The sequence below is a fragment of the Nisaea sp. genome (genome assembly GCF_039990255.1).
GTDB lineage: Bacteria > Pseudomonadota > Alphaproteobacteria > Thalassobaculales > Thalassobaculaceae > Nisaea.
In genome coordinates this window covers 154744-173312 of the sequence record NZ_JBDXGG010000025.1, presented here as the reverse complement: position 1 = coordinate 173312, position 18569 = coordinate 154744, and the positions used below count along the sequence as shown (strand labels likewise).

Genomic DNA, 18569 nt, shown 5'->3' with positions numbered 1-18569 from the left:
ATCCACCTAGCTTATGATGAAACGGACGATAAACTATTTCTAGTTGCCTCGCTGGTATCCAAGATCCACAGCGGAGAATAAAGCAAATCAACTGGCTCTCGATGGGAGGCTGAACTGCGAGATCATGTTTTGGGGACGGCGCGATACCACAACCAAGGACGCAAATCTTGGTGGACGCGGGTTGCGGTGCGATAACGCAGACCATGCATCCAAATGCGCATCAACGGCAGCCGGTGTCTTCGCATCCACAGGCCGCGCTTTCATGCGATCTCATGAACTCTTGCATCCGGCACGACTTGCACGGCAATCTCGCACAGGTGACGGTGATGGGTGAGGTATATAACCTGGCCTACCCGAGCCATCTGCCCGAACAGCCGAAAGACTTCCTCCGATCGCGGTTCGTCGAACGTTTCCATAATATCATCAGCGATAAACGGTACAGAAGGCCTTGCTGCCGCGAACTCCTCGTATCCGGCCAATCGAAGCGCCAGATATAGCTGAAACTGTGTGCCCTTTGACATTTCGACCGCGAGTTTGGATCCGCCTTGCCGCGACAGTCCGATCAACGCCTCACGATCCTTGTCCGGCCGTGTGGCAAGTCCGGAGTATTCATCACGCGTAATCAACCGGAAGGCTTCGGATGCCCGGTTCATCATCGCACTACGGTGCTTTTCCCGATATGCGCGGATACCGTGTTCAGCGACCAAGCTTCCGGTCTTCAGGCGTAGATATCGCAGCGCCAGATCCTCGATTTCCAGAAGTAATGTGCGGCGGTTCGCTTCGAGGCGGGCGACAGTGTCATCGCCTCCGATCGCGTCCAATGCGTCAGTCGCGCGAGCCCTGTCAGCGAAGAGATCCTTTGCGCGTCCGTCGAGGTCGGCAAGGCGCGCATCGAGTTCAGCTTGTTCTGCCTTCAGTTCGCCGAGGTTGATATTGCGGAGGCCGGCTACCGCCTCCTCGATGAATTGCCTCTGCGTCTCCCCGAGAATCTGCCGCGAGAGTTTGCCGAGTTCCGTGATCAACTCGTCCCTTTTCTTGCAGCGCTCCAACGCCTGTCGGACATCGGCGAGCTCGTTGACCTGGAAGAATTCACACATCTCCCCCTTGCGCGAGTCATGAACTGCGATCTCTCCATCCAGATGCTCATGCTCGAGTTCGAGATCGGCAAGAGCCTGGATTCGTTCCTGTCGTTTCGCGTCTGTCTGCCTGGCTTCTTCGTGCCGTCGGATTAATGCCTTGGCTGCGGCGAGCGGATTGTTGCCATCGTACGCTTCTCCGAGTGCCATATGCAGCCGCTCGACTGTATCAGCGAAGGCTGCCTGATCGGATTCCATCGACGCGATGCGATGACTCAGGTCTTCCTGCTCGCGCAACGCCTCGGGGAGACCGGTCATCGCGTCGAGGAGTTCTCGTATCGCGCCGACACTGCCTTGACGATCGGAAAACCAGGTGTTGGAGAGGATTCTCCCCCAAGCACGCTGCCACTCTTCGAATGCGGCTACGGCTTGGTCCAATGCCGCTTTTCGCTGAGACGCTGCGGCTTGAAACTCCGCGAGGCGTTTGTCTGCTTCGACGCGTCTGGTTCGGCTGGTAGCGTGTTCCGTGAGAATGTTGTCAGCTGCCTGCATCAATGCAGCCAAATCCAGTCCCTCGACATCGATCCCAATGGTCATCAAGGATTCAGAGAGAAAATCCTTTTCCGTTGTTATTGCTGACTTAGCTTCGTCAATATCGCTCAGAGATCGACGGAGGTCATCATGTGCAATCAGTGCCGAGGTGCGGGCCTCAGCCCAGCTGCTGACTGATTTTAGCCAGGCATGCGTGGGTTTGTCCGCAGCCAGTTCGATCTCGGTTGGCGTCTCGGACCGGATTTCGCGGCGCAAGGCTTCCAGTTCACTGTCGGTCTCTTGCAGCAATTGATCTTGCTGCTCGAGGTGTGCCCTTGCGACCGACAACGCCGCCGACAGGGACCGCAACTCCTCGAGCTCTTTGAGACCGTTTAGTCGTATATCGAGGATCGCATCGGCCGATCGCATTTCCCTTTCGAAACGATCGGCCGTTTCTCGATCCAAGCTGGACAAGTGGTGTGCCCACGCTTCGTCACGTTGAACTAGGGCAGCTTTCGCCTCCTCGTCATCCTTAATGCTAGATGTTTCGCGCAGGGAAGAGATCCTGGCGGTGTCCTCATTGCACTTTGTCGAGAGCTCCCGTTTCCGCTCGCCGATCTGTGCGCGCCTCTTCTCGATCCCGTCAAAAATCAGTTTCCATGCGGCCAGTTGGTCGGGTTGGGGCGGCGAGATCTTTCGTAGTTCCGTCCCCTCGCCAGCCCAGGGATGGAGGTTGTGGATAGCATCATCAAAGGCGCGTCTCTTCTCGGGAAGGGCTCGCTCCGCAAGGCGAAGTTCGGCAACCAGATTTCCGTCGCGCAGGCGTTTCAGTACGGATTGAAGCTGTGCGATCTTGCCCGCGTCGACCGCGACGCCTTGTCCGTCAAGCGCCTGGCGAGCGCGCTGCTCATCTTCCAGAGCCTGCCGGGCGGACACTTCTTCCTTTTCGGCTGATTGGTGCGCGACATCGATGCCGGTTTTTTGGGTGATCAGATCACGAAGCGCTCCGATCGTGGAGGCTGGAACAAGAAGTGTCTTGGGGTCGTCGACATTGGATTGTCCCAAGGTCACGAGAATAAGATCGATCTTGCGGTTGCATTCAGCCAGCGCGTCGTTCCTTTTGGGGAGATCGTCTGCAGCCGTCGTGTAGCGTGCGGCGGCGTCTCCAAGCCGATCGAGATCTTCCGCCATCTCGAGCAGACGGTCCTCGACGATCAACCCCGCGAGTTCGTCACGAAGCTTCTGCTCACGCTGTTTGAGGCCGATAGTCTGTGTTTGAAGCCGCGTCTCCTCGACGATGAGCTCGGGAAGAGCGGTCGCCCATTCCGCCGGAGGGTGGGGCATGTCCTTGTATTCCGACAGCTTCTCGTGCCCCTGAAGGTATTCGGTCGCCAAAGGGTAGGCGCGCAGAGTACGGATTATCACCTCGTGACGCACCTTGGCTGCTGCGATCTCCTTCATGGCAGCGTCATAAGCAGTCTCGGCTTGCTCAAGCGCTGCCGTCAGCGTCTTGTAAGAGGAGGCCTGCACATCGATTTCGTCGCGCTTTGATTTCAGCTCCGCAATCTGTCGCTTCAGACCTGCGATTGCGGTCGAACTCGCGCGCTTCCGAAAAATGCCGTCGGCTTCGGCCGCCGCGGTTTGGAGAATGGAATTGACGCCAGCCAGGCCCGCACTTGCCGAGAACAGCAACTCGCCCAGATCGCCCTTGCTCTCCAGTATCGCGTTGCCACCGTCCTCCAGTGTCTGGTCGTCGAGTGAAAACATCATGCGGTATGCGTCGCGTGTCAGACCAGCGAGCGGGAAGCCCAGAATCGCCTCGTTGACCGGCTGCCCGTGCTCATCCAGGAGGGAATTGCTGCGCTGCTTGACGCGCCTGAACTCGTGAGCCGATCCTTCGAACTCCAGACAGGCGCCGATCTCCATGGCTTTACCTTGATGAATAAAACCGTAGCGCGTGCGTTCCTCAATGCCGAACAGGAGGTCGAGATAGGCGGAAAGAGCCGTCGATTTGCCGGCTTCGTTCAGGCCGTAGACGATATGCAAATCCGGTGTGTCGCTCTCATGTTCCCCGAAGTCGATCGAATAATCGGTGAACTTGCCGTAGCGGGTGAGATCGAGCCGGCGCAGGCGCATCAGTCGACCTCCGGAGCGTTGGCTTTGAGCCGAGCCAGCATGTCCTCGCTTCCTTCGGACAGCAACTGATCGACCAGCGCCTCGAACTCGTCTTCGTTGATGCCGCTGAACCCGCGCGCTTCCGGCGGCAGGTCATCGCGCAGTTCCTTGACGAGGTCGTGCACGATTTGTCGAACGCCATGCTGTTGAATGATGTCGTCTCGCATCAACTCGCCGAGTTCAAGGACTGGATCGGCGGTCGCGCTTCCAACCGGTTTGCTGACCGGCGCCGTTGTCGCCAAATCGATCTTTTCGATCCAGGTGTTTCCCAAGCTCTCTGCGCGCTGCTCGGTTTCAGCCAGCAGCAAATCGCGATCGCGTCGCAGCCGCCACGACAACGGGGTCGCACCTGTCAATCGAAGACGAGCCACAAGATGCTGACATCGTGTTTGTTCGCGTGCTCCAGAAATCTCTGCCTCAATCAGATCGGCTGCCTCTCGCCAGGTCTCTGCCGAGGACATGTCGACCGGGACGCGTTCGAACTGGGCGGTGTTTGTCGTGCGTTCTTCGATCCTGAGGCTGTGATCGTCATTGACCGTAACGAGGCTGACTGTCTTTTCCCCGGCTTCATTGATGTCCCGTCCCTGAGGCATTCCTGGCATGACCACTACGCGATCGCCGGCGTATTCAGTCCGGACATGGACGTGTCCCAGTGCCCAATAATCGAATCCCCAGCCCTGGAGGTCGGATAGCTTGCAAGGCGCGTAAGGATCGTGCCCAGGAGCGCCCGCCAAGCTCGTATGCATGATCCCGATATTGACAGCATCCGGGGTAGGGCGGTGATACTTCTCAAGAAGGCTTTCCGGAGCCTGAGGCTTGGCGAAACTCAGGCCGTGAATAGAAAGTGCGAGCCCGTCCTTGGTGATGTCGACGCAATGAGCGCGCCCGCCGAAAACGGTAACCGACGGCTGCAGGATCAGTTCCTGCGTGATGCGCGAAAGGGCGTCGTGATTTCCTCGGATGATGAAGGTCGCGATGCCGGCTTCGTTGAGCCGCTGCATCTGGCTGGCCAGAAACCGGGCAGTCTTCATGGATGTCTGGTCGCCGTCATAGAGATCGCCGGCGACAATCAGCGCATCGACCTGTTCATCGATACACAAGTCGACGATCATTACCAAAGCCTGCCGCGTGGCGTCGCCGATCAACTCGGCGAGGTCGCTGTTGCGCATTGCAAGCGAACGTAGCGGGGAATCGAGATGAAGGTCAGCAGTATGGATGAATCGGAATGCCATAGGTGCATTGTCCATTACCTGAGCGATGAAAGTAAAACGCAATTATGCAATTCAAGGCGAATTGGTCGTACTGAGCGGTCGAGGCGAGTCCGAAAAATGTGACATTCTTCGGACTCTCTTGTTGATGTCCGAAAAATGTAGCATATTTCGGACATGACGGATCCAAATCAAGATACAGATCTGCGTTCCAAACTGCTTGCTCGGGTTGCGTCTCAGCCCGATGAGGTCTGGACGCCTGCCGATTTCGCCGATCTCGGCGGGCGTGCCGCCATAGACAAAACCCTGCAGCGGCTCGCCGCCGCCGGCGAGCTTCGCCGTATTGATCGCGGTCTCTATGATCGTCCGCGCAAAAACTCCCTGACGGGACAGCCAACCGTTCCGGACTATCGGGCCGTGATCCGTGCTGTCACCCGTCGCGACCAGGCGCGGGCCGTTGTCGACGGCATGACCGCCGCAAACGATCTCGGTCTTACCACGGCCGTCCCGGCGCGCATCGAAGTGCTGGTTGATGCACGGCTGAAGCCGATCAAACTTGGCAAGCAGGAAATTCATTTCAAGTTCGCCGCCCCGAGCCGGCTCTACTGGGCCGACCGACCGGCCATGCGCGTCGTCCAGGCCCTGTACTGGATGCAGGACATGCTGTCCCATGACGACGAGCGAGACCGGGTAGGGGATGTGCTGCGCCGTTTGTTCGCTGATCCGAAACACGGAAAAGCGATCCGTGACGACCTTCGCGCCGGCCTTTCAGCCCTGCCGATCTGGATGCAGGAATTCCTGCGCGACCTGATCATTCCCGTCGATACCAACGAGGTCGAACAATGAGCACGGCCGCCTATAAGCAGGTCGTCGAGACCCCCGCGCGAGACCGGCTCGATCTATTCCTGGCAACCGCGAACCGGCTTGGAGCGCCTGTGGGTAATATCGAGAAGGACTTCTGGGTCTGCTGGACCCTGAATGCGCTCTATCACGAGCGACCTGCCGGAGCACCGCGCCTCCTCTTCAAGGGAGGCACGTCCCTGTCGAAAGCCTACGGCCTCATCCAACGGTTTTCCGAAGACATCGACATCACCGTCTTCCGCGATGACCTCCACGAACCGGCATCGGTCGAAGAACTCGAAGCCCTTTCGAACAAGAAACGCCGTGCCAGACTGGATGCTATTCGGGACGCGTGCCGTGCGTACATTACTGGCCCGCTTCGAGAACTTCTTGCCGAGCAACTGGCCGGCATCTCCAGCGGTGCAGGGCGGATCGAGATCGACGAAGCCGATCCCGACGGACAGACACTTCTCGTCTGGTATCCAGAGGTTGAGCCGCGCGACGGCGCATATGTGCGCCCAGCCGTTCGAATCGAATCCGGCGCAAAGTCAGCGCTTGATCCTAATCGGCCGGTCACGATCCGCCCCTACATCGCCGACGAGGCGTCATCATTGGATTTGGCAGTAGCTGACGTAACCACTGTCGAGGCAACACGGACCTTCTGGGACAAGGTTGTCATCGCACATGGCTTGCGCCGCTGGTATGAGCGGCGTGGCGTCCTTCGCCAAGAAGGTCAACGCGTGTCGCGGCACTATTACGATCTTCATTGCCTCCTAAACTCAGACGTGGGCCTGGCTGCCCTCGGAGATTTTGATCTCGGTGCAGATTGCGTCCGACATGCGCAGATGTTCTTCAACCGACCTGACATGGACCTCGCCTCGGCCATGCCGGGTACATTCGCCATTGAGCCTGTCGACGGCATGGTGGCGGCGCTCAAGGAAGACTACGCCAACACGACCGCAATGATCTTCGGAACGGCGCCTGAATTTGAGGACGTGCTTGCATCCGTAGCAGCGATCGAACATCAATTGAACAAGGTCGCAACCTGATGCGAGAACAAGGACGTAAAGCGCCAGAATACAAAGGTGAGAGCTGCGTTGATGTTCTGGTGATACGTCCATTGGGAGCAGGACAGACGGAACCATCGGGCGTTGGCAATCCGGAGCACTAGAATTAGTCCCGTGTCCTGCGTTCTGAGACAAGCTGAGGCAGATGATGGATCAGCTCACCCTCTCCTACGTCTGGAAGCAGAAGCAAATACCTGTTGTGCTGCGCCGTACGGGGCGAGGCGAGCGCATTCGCGTGCGACTACCATTCGCCGACGACAATCGGCACTGGCTTCAGAACGGGCGGCGAACTGCTCCCGAATGGATCGGCGGCACAGAAGCTTACTGGGAGTTGCCGAAATCCTGGTTCAATGACCTCGTCGATCGAGCGCTGGTCAGATATGGCAAGATCTACATCATTCAACCCTACCGCGAGCAGGAGATCTGCGCGAGAGCATGCCAGGAAGCGCTCGGTCATGAGTGCCAATGTTCATGCATGGGCGCTAACCACGGTGCCGGCAACGACGGAAGCTGGTTCGAAGTCTCCGATACCTTTTCGACACGTTGGGGCGACCGGGAACTGGCCTGCCGTTTGTTGACGGCACGATAGGCAGCTACTGACCAAAGATTAAATACAATCTTTGGTCAGTAGCCAGAACACACGGGCTATTAACAGGTCTGACCCGACAGAGCGCTGGCGATTGCTACGCGCTTTTGAGGCCCTGATAATTCTCAGTTATCGTAACCGCACCGCTCAAGTGCGGTGAGCATTGCGATTCGGTGAAGCTACCGGGTTATGCAGAAAGCGAAACTGAATCCATCCGCTGTTGCGGAATGCCCCGCGACATGTTCGGCCGAAGATTATCGGACGTTTTGACAAAGCACGGATTGGTTGTAGGCTCGTTTTCGTCGCATGATTATTGCTGAAGGCAGAATACTCGGGAGGGGGCCATGCCATTTTACAGTAAACTGCGAAAGAACGCACGGCTTGGTGAAGACCGGGAAAAGCTGCGTCTCCGCACGATCAAGGGCCTGCAGGCCCTTCGCAAGGCCCTTGCCGCGCACTTTCCCAAGAACGTCGATCGCATGACGACCGTTCGGATTGGCACCTGGAACATCCGGGAATTCGGCGGCAACAAATATGGCGGCCGCAAGTCATACGAGCCGCTCTACTACATGGCCGAGATCATCTCGAATTTCGACATCGCAGCGCTGCAGGAGGTTCGGGGCGACCTTGACGAGTTCCTCGAACTGAAGCGCATTCTCGGTCCGGATTGGGATTACATCGCGACCGATGTAACCGATGGCGGCGCCGGCAACGGCGAACGCATGGTGTTCCTGTTCAATCGCGATCGCGTCCGTTTCCGCCACATTGCCGGCGAGCTCACATTACCGGACGGCAAGAAGGTGCTCGCAAGCTTCGGAGAACGTGTCAAACTCGAAAACGGTCTAACCTTGGAACTCCCGGAAGGGACCGACCTTTCTGGCGTCTACAAGGCCAGATCCGAGACGAAGAAGAATGGCACCATTCAATTGGATCAGGATCTCGAAATTGCGCTTCCAAAGGGGTCATGGCTGTCTCTTCCGGAGGGCTGCGCGCTGGCCCTCACGAAAGGAACGAAGGTCACCCGTCCGGCGAACACGCGCGGCAAAGTCAATGTCGAGATACCGGCCGACAAGGTGGCAGGCAGGCATTATAGGCTCCGGTTTCCTGGCGACACGCTTGATGAAAGTTTCAAGCAGTTTGCCCGCACGCCGTTCCTGGTCAGCTTTCAGGCGAACTGGCTGAAAATCGATCTTGCGACAGTCCACATCTACTATGGCGATGCGTCCGACGAGAAACTGCTTGAACAGCGCCGACAGGAAATCGTGAAGCTCACGGAAGCGCTCGGGGAACGTGCCGCCGAGGAGCTCGACGCCAATCCCGCGAACAAGGTCCTGACCGCGCTTCTTGGGGACTTCAATATCCTGAGCAAGGAGCATGAAACGATGCAGGCCCTGGAAGCCAATGGCTTCAAGGTGCCCGACGATATCCGCAGAATTCCCGGCTCTAACGTCAAGAAGGACAAGGCATACGACCAGATCGCGTTCTGGAAGCCGGACCACGATCGCGGATATGTAGCCCTCGAAGTGCGTGGTGCGGATGTCTTCGATTTCTACAAATATGTCTACCAGTCCAATCAGCACGCCGAATATGCTGATCACGTGAAAGAGGACGACTTCGCGGACTGGCGGACCTACCAGATGAGCGATCACCTTCCCATGTGGGTCGAGATCAAGAGCGACTTTTCCGATGACTATCTCGAGGACTGTGAAACACCGGATGCCGATGAATGAGGTATTGAGGCTTCGACAACCAGGCCTACTGGCGTGAGATCAAATCGATCATCACCGACCAATGGTCCGAGACCCCTGAGGTGCCATGACTGAAACGATCGTTTGGCTCAAAGCAAAGGCACACGGGTTCGATAACCTAACAAGCGCCGAGCTCGACTCGATCTCTGACTTCTCGCTCCTGTGGAGCCTGTTTGAGTCCAGGATCCTGAACGTCGAGGGCAGTGCCCGCGCAATCTGCGACGCCGTCGACCGTTGGCGGGACGAGGGCACGCTCGATGCGCAAATGCTGGAGCCAGAACTCGCCTATTTCCGCGCGCGATATTTTGAAGGCGGGGCGGTCACCCATCATTTTGAGCATCTGCACCTTCCGGCCAACGCCCTTGGCGACATGGTCCTTGCGGTGATCGATGGCAGCAACAATGACGACCGGGATCGGGTCGCAGCCGTCCTGATCATCATCTTTCGGTATCGCAACAATCTGTTTCACGGCGTGAAGTGGCAATACAAGCTGGCCGGGCAGCTTGAAAATTTCACGAACGCAAACTCTGCCTTGATGAAGGTCCTCGATCGACATGGCGCACTTGAGGACGGTTAGCGCTCCTTCGGTGCCCATCGATCTCTGGAATTATGGTTCCTTCGATGATGAGCTGTGCCGATTCCTCGAGCCAAATGGCCAGTTGATCCGGGATTACTTCGAGACCGACCATGCCATCTTCTTATCCCACGATCTCGGTCGCGGTCCTGCCCGGTCACCCATCCGGCCGGACAACCGCCATGCCGGTGCCTATTATAACCTGCTTGATGAACTGAATCAGCTGATGCTGGTGCGCACGATACGCGCGTATCACTACACCCGCCTCACAGATCAGGAAGTCGACGACCTGCGCTTGTCGGGTATTCATCTTTCCACGCCAGAGAGCTTGCAGCATCGGCTCGATGCCCTTGTTGCTTCGGGCCAATTGCTGCCCGCCGACGCAGAGGTTCTTTACACAAAGAGCCCGTTTCACAGCGAGCAGCGCCAAGGCAGAGCCGGCAAATTCTGGATGACCTCGCATCCCGTTTCCGTGGACGACAGTGGTGTTGTGCCGCTGATGGAACGGTGGGGCGGCGAAGTCGCGTCATTTTGGCTTCGTGATCCGCAACTGTCCTCTTCATTGGCGGAGATTGGCACAGCCCGCGTGATCGAGATCGCAGCGCCCCTTGCAAAGACCCGCCACTCGCACTCGGCCGCGACGGCGGCTGTTGCCACGTTTGGACGGCGCATCGGGGCAATTCCCGAGAAATCGGATTTTGATCTCTACGCAAACGCGCCACTCAACCCAAGCACTGTGCTTACGGTCCACACGGAAGGCGAAGCTGCTTTTGCAGAAATCGGTAAGTCCTATCCGCAGGGCTTCATCAATGTCGATATCGGCAGATGGAAGGAACTTACTGGAGAGGACGATTGAGGGCGATCGGGAGGACGCCCGAGGCGGCGGGGTTCGCCAGTTAAGCTGAGCGCCCCTTTTTTTGGGCGGATGTCTGGCGTCGCCCTTCGGGCCGGGCTGTTGGCAAAGCTGAAGCCCGCCAGCGGTCTTCCCCCATACGGGCGGCCATCCCTGACGCGGGGCGGCCGGGAGGATTGGAGAACTGCCAAAAACACCCTTGGTGCCGCTTGCGCGCGGCGGCAGGCAAGGGAGGCTTCGCCGCTACTGGCCGGCAAAACTGCGACCCGGCACAAATGCCGGCTTGTCAGAAGCGCCCTTGTCCTGCCTTGCTCTTCGCGGCCTCCGGGTTGCCGCCCCTAAGGAATAGGGAGTGGAAACCGAACAGAGGACGCGTCGGACGCGGAATAGAGAATGGAAAAAGCAGACCTGGAAGAGCTGAGGGGAAAGGTCGCCTGCGGCGCAGTGCTGGAAACGGCCGGTTTTGCCATTGACCCCAAGGAAAGCACGCGCCGGGCGGTCAAGTACCGCCGCGGCGACGACATCATCATCGTCATCCATGACGGCCAGGGTTGGTTCGATCCCCTGTCCGACGCCAAGGGCGACGTCTTTCGTCTTGTCGAGCATCTTGATGGCCTTCCCTTCGCGGCCGCGCTTTATGTCGTTGCCGATCTGGTGGGGTTCGTGCCGTCGGCCCCCGCTTGGGAGAGGCAATCGCGCGAGCGCGCGCCCGACCTTAGCATCCTCGAACGCTGGAACGCGCGGCGCAAGCCTTGGCGCGGATCAGCCACATGGCGCTATCTGCGCGACGAGCGTGACATTCCCGAAGCTATTCTCAGATCGGCCATCACCCAGGATATCCTGCGCGAAGGCCCCCGGGGGAGCATGTGGGCTGCCCACCGGGACCCCTCAGGAAAAGTGACGGGATGGGAAGAACGCGGGCCGGATTGGCGTGGTTTCGCGACCAGTGGCGCGAAGGTCCTTTTCCGGTTCGGGTCCGCCGATGGTCCGCGGCTTTGCGTCACCGAAGCCGCGATCGACGCCATGAGCCTTGCCGCGCTCGAGGACCAGCGTCCGGACACGCGCTATTTGAGCACCGGCGGCGGTTGGTCGCCGGCGAGCTCCGAAGCCTTGCTCGATCTTGCCGTTCGGGCAGACGCCCTCCTGGTCGCGGCCACCGACAACAATGCGCAAGGCGAGACCTTTGCCGCGCGGCTCAAGGCGCTCGCTTCCGAGGCTGGTTGCGGGTTCGTGCGGCTGCGGCCCGAGCTGGAGGACTGGAACGAGGATCTGAAGGCAAAAAGAAAAATGAAGGATGGATGTGAGGGAGAGAGGGACGGCTGCCGCATGCCCGCCGTCCGCCTCAAGGGTGAAGCTCCGCCCGGCTGACGCCGGCCCTTGACCCGGCCGGACGGAGAGGCGGCCGCGGGAAGGGGTCCGGAAGGGTTGAAGAAGATGGCGATGCCGACAGGGTGCGCCGCGCTCCAGCCCGGGACAGGCCCCGAAGGAGCCCGCCATGACCTCTCTCATCCGAAAGATCCATTTCGGTATCGCCGACCGCCATCAGATGTTCAGATTGTTCGACCGCCATGCGCAGCGACCCGACCGCTGGCAAACCGATGACAGCGCGCTGTACGCCGGCGAATGGTTTGAAATCGCGCAAGCCCAGCACCACTATATGCTGGAAATCCTGCCGCCGCTCTGGATGCGCGGCGAAATGTTCGCCATGCGCGAATTCCTGACCGGCAGCATCACCAGCGTCTTCTATACGCTGAGCATCAACGGGGTGACCCGGTTCTTTCATGCCTACTGCGACCTATCCGATCCGCGTTCTGTGTATGAGATGCGGGACGCGATCGTCGAACGCGAGCGCCGGCCGGTCAAGGCAATGACCCGCGCCGAACGCATCGAGCACATCTGGAGCGCTACGCACGACAAGTATCGCGGCTACGCCGGCGCGGATTTCAGGCCCGAACATCGCGGCAAGCGCACCGTCATCGTCTACGGCAAGCCCGGCACGCGGTTCGAACTGCTCGAGAGCCTGACCGACGCACAGATCTCCGAAAAACTGCCGGTGCATCTGCGCCACCTGCCGCTGCCCGAAGCCGCGTGAGGTGGGCCATGTTCACATTTCCGATTCTTGCCGTGCGCAAGGTCATCGCGCGCGGCGAAGAGGATGCCGCCGCCAATAACGGCTTCCGCAATCCATACTACGGCACCCGCCCGGGAGAGGGCGAGAAGCCCGGCTTCTGGCTCGTTGGCGACGAGGGCGTCTACATCATCTCCAACGGCAAGCTCGCCGAGGGCCAGAAACCGCTCGTCGTCTATTCGACCGAATGCCATCCGAAGGGCAGTGACGACTGGTGGGACTACAAGCGCCGGCATTTTGGCGGCGATGACGGGATCGAGTTCATCGATGCCGACCTCGTCGTTCCGAGCTTCAACCGGAATTTCCGCGCGTCCTATCTCGGGATCCAGCTCACCGAGCACGACATCTCGTTCTCGCTAATCACCCGCTAGCCCCTTTCTCAATTCCGCACGTCGCAAACGCTGCCGGCTCTCCCGGCGGAGCGGCTGCGTGCGCCCGTATCACAGGAGACATTACCATGGCAGACCACGATCCCTTCACCCTCGACATGTTCGGAAGTTCGCAGAACGCTTTATCGTCCGGGCTGAACCTCGGCGTGACCGCCTTTTCCGAGAGCCGGAAAGCTGAACCAGGCGATACCGAACCTGCGTCGGTGGCGAATTCATCCAGTTCGCAAGCGCGCGAGAAGTCCGCTGACGAGCATGTCGGCGAAGCAGCCGACCGCGGCAGCAACTTCCATCTTTCCGGAAGCCGTTCGCTGGCCAAGGGCTGGAAGGCCCGGGCACGGGACAATCTCGATGCCATCGCACTTGCCTCGGCGATCGCGGCCGAGGAGCGGCCCGCAACGCCCGAGGAGCAGGCGCGTCTGATCCGGTTCACCGGCTTTGGCGCCTCCGATCTTGCCAACGCGGTGTTCGCCCGGCCGGGTGAGCACAAGTTCCGCGAGGGGTGGGAAGATCTTGGCGAAGAGCTGCAGGCGTCTGTAAGCGAGGCGGACTACGCCTCGCTTGCCCGCTGCACGCAATATGCCCATTTCACGCCGGAGTTCATCATCCGGGCGATCTGGAAGGGGCTCGAACGGCTTGGCTGGCGCGGCGGCCGCGTTCTCGAACCGGGCATTGGCACGGGGCTGTTTCCGGCCCTGATGCCGGTGGCACGACGGGATGCGTCCTTTATCACCGGCGTCGAACTCGATCCGGTTACCGCACGCATCGCCCGGCTCCTGCAGCCGGTCTCGCGCATCATCGAGGGCGATTTCGCGCGCACCGATCTGCCGGCGCATTTCGATCTCGCCATAGGCAACCCGCCCTTTTCCGACCGCACTGTGCGCTCCGATCGCGCCTACCGGTCGATGGGTCTGCGTCTGCACGACTATTTCATTGCCCGCTCCATCGATCTCCTGAAACCCGGCGCGCTGGCCGCCTTCGTCACATCGTCGGGCACGATGGACAAGACGGATGCCACGGCCCGCGAGCACATCGCCAAATCCGCCGATCTGATCGCCGCAATCCGCCTGCCCGAAGGCAGCTTCCGGCAGGAGGCCGGCACCGATGTCGTTGTCGATTTCCTCTTCTTCCGCAAGCGCAAGCCCGGCGAGCCGCAGGGCGAGGCGAACTGGCTGGACCTCGTCGAGGTCGTTGCCGCCAACCAGGACAGCGAGGCCGTCCGGGTCAACCGCTGGTTTGCCGACCATCCGGACCATGTGCTCGGCCGTCATGCGACCACATCGGGACCGTTCGGCGACACCTATACCTGCCTGTCCGATGAGGGCGATCTCGCAGCCAAGTTGGACGCGGCTATCTGCTGTCTTCCGGAGGCCATCTATTACGGTGAGCCCGACGTGATCGACGTCGATCTTGAGCTTGTCCCGGTCGGCGCTGATATCGCTAGACCCGAAGATGCCCATGTCCGCGAAGGCAGCTTTGTCTTCGACGCGTCGAGGGGCCTGATGCAGGTGCTGGACGGTAAGCTCGCTCCGGTTCCCGTCCGCAAGGGTCGGTCCGGCGAAGGCTTCTCCGAAAAGCAGATCGCCATCGTCAGGAAGCTGATCCCGGTGCGGGACGCCGTGCGCGCGGTCCTCAAGGCCCAGGAGACCGATCAGCCATGGCGCGACCTGCAGGTGAAGCTCCGCATCGCCTGGTCGAGCTTCGTCCGCGACTTCGGGCCGATCAATCACACCAGGGTGTCGATCACGGAGAACGATGCGACGGGGGAGACCCGCGAGACGCATCGCCGCCCGAACCTGCAGCCCTTCCTCGACGATCCGGATTGCTGGCTGGTCGCCTCCATCGAGAATTACGATCTCGATACGAATACCGCCAAGCCCGGCCCGATCTTTTCCGAGCGGGTCATCGCCCCGCCATCGCCACCGGTGATCACCAGTGCCGCCGATGGGCTTGCCGTCGTCCTCAACGAACGCGGTCATGTCGATCCCGACCATATCGCCGAGCTATTGCATGAAGACCGCGAGACGGTCATCGAGGAACTCGGCAGCGCGATCTATCGCGATCCTGCGGATGGGTCGTGGCAGACCTCCGACGCCTATCTCTCCGGCCCCGTCCGCGACAAGCTGGCGATCGCCGAGGCGGCCGCGGAACTCGATCCGGCTTACAGCCGCAATGTCGAGGCTCTGGAGGCCGTCCAGCCGGCCGATCTCAGTCCGTCCGAGATCACTGCACGGCTGGGCGCGCCATGGATTCCGGCCTCCGACGTCGTCGACTTCGTCAAGGAGACGATGGGAACGGACATCACGATCCGGCACATGCCGGAGCTCGCCTCCTGGACAATCAATGCCCGCATGCTCGCCTACCGCGCCGAGGGAACCTCGGAATGGGGCACCAAGCGCCGGCATGCCGGCGAACTACTCGCCGATGCCCTCAACAGCCGCATCCCGCAGATCTTTGACACGATAAAGGATGGCGACAGCGAGAGGCGTGTCCTCAATGTCGTCGATACCGAGGCGGCCAAGGAGAAGCTGACCAAGATCAAGACCGCTTTCCAGACATGGATCTGGTCCGATCCGGATCGCACCGACCGGCTGGCGCGGGTCTATAACGATACCTTCAACAACATCGCGCCCCGATCCTTCAACGGGGACCATCTGCAACTTCCGGGCGCCTCTGGCGCCTTTGTTCTTCATGGACACCAGAAACGCGGTATCTGGCGGATCATCTCATCCGGTGCCACTTATCTCGCCCACGCCGTCGGCGCCGGCAAGACCATGACGATGGCCGCCGCCGTCATTGAACAACGCCGGCTCGGCCTGATCTCGAAAGCCATGCTGGTCGTGCCCGGCCATTGCCTAGCGCAGGCCGCCCGCGAGTTCCTGGCGCTTTATCCGACAGCGCGCATTCTCGTGGCTGATGAGACCAACTTCACCAAAGACAAACGTCACCGTTTCCTGTCGCGCGCCGCCACGGCCAACTGGGATGCGATCATCATCACCCATTCGGCCTTCAAGTTCATCGCCGTCCCCGCCGTCTTCGAAAAGCAGATGATCGAAGATGAACTCGCGCTCTACGAAGTGCTCCTCACCCGGGTCGAAGGCGACGATCGCGTTTCCCGCAAGCGGCTGGAGCGGCTGAAGGAGGGATTGCGGGACCGGCTCGAGGCGCTCGGCTCGGTCAAGGACGACCTCTTGACGATTTCCGAGATCGGCGTCGACCAGATCATCGTCGACGAAGCGCAGGAGTTCCGCAAGCTCTCCTTTGCGACCAACATGTCGATGCTGAAGGGCGTCGATCCGAACGGCTCGCAGCGCGCCTGGGATCTCTACGTCAAATCGAGGTTCATCGAGACGAAAAATCCGAGCCGCGCCCTGGTGCTGGCGTCGGGGACGCCGATCACCAATACGCTCGGCGAAATGTTTTCGGTGCAGCGCTTCCTCGGGTTCGATGCCCTGAAAGAGCGCGGTCTGCACGAATTCGACGCCTGGGCCTCGACCTTCGGCGATGTGGCGACCGAGCTCGAACTGCAGCCCTCGGGCAAATACAAGCCCGTCTCGCGCTTTGCCACCTTCGTCAATGTGCCGGAACTGATCGCCATGTTCCGCTCCTTCGCGGATGTCGTACTGCCGGAGGACCTGAAGCAATATGTGAAGATCCCGGCCGTCTCGACCGGCAAACGGCAGATCGTCACCGCCAAACCGACCGACGACTTCAAGCTCTATCAGCAGGTCCTCGAGGCGCGCATCAAGGCGATCGAAAAACGCGAGGGGCCGGCCCAGCCGGGCGATGATATCCTGCTTTCCGTCATCACCGATGGCCGGCACGCTGCGATCGATCTCCGGCTGGTCGATCCCGACAATGACAACGAGCCGGACAACAAGCTCAACAAGCTGGTCGAGAACAGCTTCCGCATCTGGCGGGAGACCGGCGAAAACGAATATCTCACCCGCGAAGGCAAGCCCTTCGATCTGCCCGGTGCGGCGCAGATGATCTTCTCCGATCTCGGCACGATCAGCGTCGAGAAAAGCAGAGGCTTTTCCGCCTATCGCTGGATCCGCGATGAGCTCGTCCGCCTCGGCGTTCCGGCCTCGGAAATCGCCTTCATGCAGGATTACAAGAAGACAGAGGCGAAGCACCGGCTCTTCGCCGACGTCAATGCCGGCAAGGTCCGCTTCCTGATCGGGTCGTCGGAAACCATGGGCACCGGCGTCAATGCGCAGCTTCGCCTCAAGGCGCTGCATCATCTGGACGTGCCCTGGCTCCCCTCGCAGATCGAACAGCGCGAGGGCCGCATCGAGCGGCAGGGCAATCAGCACGACGAGATCGACATCTTCGCCTATGCCACCGAAGGCTCGATGGACGCGCAGATGTGGCAGAACAACGAGCGCAAGGCCCGGTTCATCGCCGCAGCGCTCTCCGGCGACACGTCCGTGCGCCGGCTCGAAGACCTCGGCGAGGGCCAGGCCAACCAGTTCGCCATGGCCAAGGCGATTGCGTCCGGCGATCAGCGCCTGATGCAGAAGGCTGGCCTCGAAGCCGACATTGCCCGGCTTGAACGCTTGTGGGCCGCGCATCGCGACGACCTCTTCGCCGTCCGCCGGCAAATCCGTAATGCGGAACGCGATATTGAACATGACACGCGGCGCATCGCCGAGATCGGCAAGGACATCGAGCGCAGAATTCCGACCACTGGCGAGGCCTTCGCCATGACAATTGCCGGACAATCGTTTTCCGACCGCAAGCCTGCCGGCCGCGCCCTGATGAAGGAAATCATGACGCTGGTCCATTTGCGGGAGGAAGATGAAACGACCATCGCCAGAATCGGCGGCTTCGATCTGGTCTTCTCCGGCCAGCGCTTTGCCAACAATGAATTCCAATATGACGTCGCGCTCGCACGGACGGGCGCGGAGACCGACATCGATCTCGCCCTGACCGTCACGCCGCTCGGCGCCGTCTCGCGCATCGAGCATGTCCTCGGCGGTTTCGAGGACGAGCGGTCGCAATACCGGTTCCGGCTCGACGACGCCAAGCGCCGGCTTGCCTCCTACCAGTCCCGCCAGGGCGGGGAATTCGGCTTCGCGGAGGAGCTTGCCGACAAACGCCGGCAGCTCGATGTCATCGAGGCCGATCTGGCAGACGAGGTCCTGACGGAGGGAAAGAAGGCCATGGAGGCGGCCTGAGGAAGAAAAGGGCGGGAGGGAGACCGGTCGCAGATCGGTCGGGTCCGGTGACGCTTCCGCTCAACCGCCGCCTGCGCCATCCCGGCCCGTCGTCCTTCGCAGGGCTTGTGAGCCCCGCTTGTCCGACCGGGCAGGGACGCTCGGCCGCAGTTGCACCGGTCCGCCCGCTCCGCGGTCCCGGGGATATCTTCGAGAAGAAGACGAGAAAGGGAACCGG

At 60.3% G+C, this 18569-nt stretch carries 12 protein-coding genes; 10 read left to right on the top strand and 2 right to left on the bottom strand.

The genetic code is table 11. The features are described from left to right. Positions 1–260: 260 nt before the first annotated feature. Both ABJ076_RS23110 and ABJ076_RS23105 read right to left on the bottom strand, forming a co-directional pair. On the bottom strand, positions 261–3743 hold the full coding sequence (locus ABJ076_RS23110) for an AAA family ATPase (protein WP_348195971.1): 3483 nt from the start codon (positions 3741–3743) through the stop codon (positions 261–263). After that, positions 3743–5014: a DNA repair exonuclease gene (locus tag ABJ076_RS23105; RefSeq protein ID WP_348195970.1), complete on the bottom strand. Its 1272-nt coding sequence runs from the start codon at positions 5012–5014 to the stop codon at positions 3743–3745. Before ABJ076_RS23105 ends, ABJ076_RS23110 begins: the two co-directional genes overlap by 1 nt. Before the next feature lie 153 nt (positions 5015–5167). Here ABJ076_RS23105 and ABJ076_RS23100 point away from each other — a divergent pair, with 153 nt between their 5' ends. From ABJ076_RS23100 to ABJ076_RS23055, 10 genes are all read left to right on the top strand, one after another. Continuing rightward, complete coding sequence (locus tag ABJ076_RS23100) at positions 5168–5836, top strand: DUF6088 family protein (protein WP_348195968.1); 669 nt, start codon at positions 5168–5170, stop codon at positions 5834–5836. After that, on the top strand, positions 5833–6879 hold the full coding sequence (locus tag ABJ076_RS23095; RefSeq protein ID WP_348195967.1) for a nucleotidyl transferase AbiEii/AbiGii toxin family protein: 1047 nt from the start codon (positions 5833–5835) through the stop codon (positions 6877–6879). Before ABJ076_RS23100 ends, ABJ076_RS23095 begins: the two co-directional genes overlap by 4 nt. Before the next feature lie 166 nt (positions 6880–7045). Next, positions 7046–7486, top strand: a complete 441-nt coding sequence (locus ABJ076_RS23090; RefSeq protein ID WP_025030042.1) for a hypothetical protein — start codon at positions 7046–7048, stop codon at positions 7484–7486. 341 nt (positions 7487–7827) lie between these two features. Beyond that, on the top strand, positions 7828–9213 hold the full coding sequence (locus ABJ076_RS23085; protein WP_348195966.1) for an endonuclease/exonuclease/phosphatase family protein: 1386 nt from the start codon (positions 7828–7830) through the stop codon (positions 9211–9213). A gap of 85 nt (positions 9214–9298) precedes the next feature. Beyond that, on the top strand, positions 9299–9808 hold the full coding sequence (locus ABJ076_RS23080; protein ID WP_348195964.1) for a hypothetical protein: 510 nt from the start codon (positions 9299–9301) through the stop codon (positions 9806–9808). Between the two features lie 10 nt (positions 9809–9818). Next, positions 9819–10661 carry a hypothetical protein gene (locus tag ABJ076_RS23075; protein WP_348195963.1) on the top strand — a complete coding sequence of 281 codons (843 nt, stop codon included), beginning with the start codon at positions 9819–9821 and terminating at the stop codon, positions 10659–10661. A gap of 390 nt (positions 10662–11051) precedes the next feature. Continuing rightward, entirely contained in the window at positions 11052–12026 is a 975-nt protein-coding gene (locus tag ABJ076_RS23070; protein ID WP_348195961.1) for a DUF3991 and toprim domain-containing protein, read from the top strand. Between the two features lie 127 nt (positions 12027–12153). Beyond that, positions 12154–12750 carry a DUF1419 domain-containing protein gene (locus ABJ076_RS23065; RefSeq protein ID WP_348195960.1) on the top strand — a complete coding sequence of 199 codons (597 nt, stop codon included), beginning with the start codon at positions 12154–12156 and terminating at the stop codon, positions 12748–12750. Between the two features lie 8 nt (positions 12751–12758). Next, complete coding sequence (locus ABJ076_RS23060; RefSeq protein WP_348195958.1) at positions 12759–13157, top strand: DUF3085 domain-containing protein; 399 nt, start codon at positions 12759–12761, stop codon at positions 13155–13157. Between the two features lie 86 nt (positions 13158–13243). After that, entirely contained in the window at positions 13244–18352 is a 5109-nt protein-coding gene (locus ABJ076_RS23055) for a lactate dehydrogenase (protein ID WP_348195957.1), read from the top strand. The last annotated feature ends 217 nt before the right edge of the window (positions 18353–18569 follow it).